A 1,994-nucleotide genomic window follows, 5' to 3' on the forward strand; every position below is an offset into this window, starting at 1 on the left:
CGACCGATTCCGACCCAAACACATCTACGCGGAAATCATTCGTGTCGGGCACCGCTGCGCGGCTGCCTTGTCCCTCTTCGACTCCACAGCGGACCGCTCAGGCAGTATCAACCAATCTCCTACGCAAGAGCGTTACCGTAGATACGGACGTCAACAGGGCGTAGGCCACTACCCCACACCCCTAACCGAATTAGTCCCCCAGGGTCTACCTGATGGGCCTAATTCGCGTCCTCACTTGGTCAGTAGTCCGCACGACAAATAAGTCTTTACGCCGCCCGGCACACATCTATGGACGCCCACAAAAACATCCTCGTAATGGAAACAAGGCATGAGACTTCCGAATCCTCGGTTTCGGAGGCAACACATGTTTGATGGCTACTGTATCACTACGTTCCACAGTGGTACACAACTGCACAACAGATGATTGACCCACTTTCTCCACGAACATAGACTACTCAGTCGGACTAGTCTCCAACCCCTAGGGGTTGGAGACCACCCCGAATGAACACACATTCCAGACCATGACTCAGACACTCCACGTTACGATTGGGTCGCCGGACCGTAGCGGCCTCGAAGACCACCTCAAAGCGATTGACGCCGGCGAAGACGTTGCGGCCCACAACCCGATGCTCGCTATTGAAGACCTCGAAACGTTCGGCCGGATCTTCTGCAGCACGAACCTCGAACTCCTAGAAGCCATCGTCGAACACAACCCCGCCAGCATTCGGGAACTCGCGCGTCTCGTCGACCGGAACCCACCGGAGGTCTTGGAGAACGTCAACGAGCTCGCAGACTACGGCCTGCTCGAATTCAAAGAGGATGGAAGGGCGAAACGGCCGGTCGTTTGGTACAATGAAATTGACGTCAACCTTCCGTTGATATCGACGGAAGCCTATCGCGACCCGGAAAACGACTAACGTACTGGTTCTTTGCTCGGTTGGGTGGTGCTCTCGCACTCACCGTTAACCAACACTGGCCGAACACAGCGATAAATGTTGGTTAAGACTGTGTTGGCTGAGCGACTCTGAACGAGTCGCGGTTGTCCGGTTGTGTAAACAAGAATACACTCAGGACACAGTGTCGCCGTAAATCAGCGTCTAAACGGATGAGCCTTCCAATCTTCCCACTGATTCGTTCACACAGGATTTCCGATCTCGTGTGCACATCTCGAAAATCAGTTCTCTCGACGTGGAATCCCGAGAGGAAAGGGAGCAAGACACATCAAGCTGTGCTAGTTGGCGGAAAAATTAAGAATTGACAAGACAATATTGGTATATGGAAGATTCCGACGAGCTTCCGGGTCCTAACCCCGATTCATTAGAGGTAGTCGAGGAGGCTCCGGAGGGAATCAATCCAATCCCGATGAGAATTACCTATACTTCGGATTCGGTATCTGACTACATCGCTTTGACTCGTTCAGGGCGACAAGTGACCTTGGACCTAGCGGAGCCCTTACTTGGTGTTGTCAGAGGCGCTGCATCGCTGTCTGTAAAGATTGACGAACTACGGAGTGCTCTCGCTGCAGTTGGAATTGACGGAATTATAGAACACTTCACTTCGGTAGTCGCAAGATACACCAACGAATTTTACCAGTAAACGGGATCCCCGAAACTATCGGTCTCACAGCTGCTTGCTATCTTCTGGTAAAGCTACGCGATACAAGTCTTCTCACCCTCAGACAGATACATCAAGCTTCTATTGAGGAGTGGCCTCAGTGGGAGAAATTATGGAGAAATGCGGAAAGACATCCAGATATCAACGTCGGATAAGGATAGATTCTCGCAAACTCGTTGCGTCTTGGGTTGGTTTCGAATGGAGCGCTGAGAGGCTGTGGGGAGTGTTTTGGATTGATGGCCTTGGCCACACGTTCTTTGGTCCGTTTTTGGCGACTCGAGTTCTAACCAACAACTACTTTTTTCAGATGTTGGTTAGGATTCGTCACGCTATTCCGTGACATCTGCTGGCGTGAATAGAGACGACTAACCCCACTGCTT

General features: G+C 51.7%; 2 protein-coding genes. Both read left to right on the forward strand.

Annotated features, from left to right (window positions below):
- Positions 1 to 521: 521 nt before the first annotated feature.
- Entirely contained in the window at positions 522 to 917 is a 396-nt protein-coding gene (locus GJ634_RS15025; protein WP_157503638.1) for a hypothetical protein, read from the forward strand.
- Between the two features lie 358 nt (positions 918 to 1,275).
- On the forward strand, positions 1,276 to 1,596 hold the full coding sequence (locus GJ634_RS15030) for a hypothetical protein (RefSeq protein WP_157503639.1): 321 nt from the start codon (positions 1,276 to 1,278) through the stop codon (positions 1,594 to 1,596).
- The last annotated feature ends 398 nt before the right edge of the window (positions 1,597 to 1,994 follow it).

The sequence above is a fragment of the Halobacterium sp. CBA1126 genome (assembly GCF_009741975.1).
GTDB lineage: Archaea > Halobacteriota > Halobacteria > Halobacteriales > Halobacteriaceae > Halobacterium.

Coding starts and splice junctions, on each gene's coding strand:
- GJ634_RS15025 (WP_157503638.1), top strand. CDS start 522: ATGACTCAGACACTCCACGTTACGATTGGGTCGCCGGACCGTAGCGGC.
- GJ634_RS15030 (WP_157503639.1), top strand. CDS start 1,276: ATGGAAGATTCCGACGAGCTTCCGGGTCCTAACCCCGATTCATTAGAG.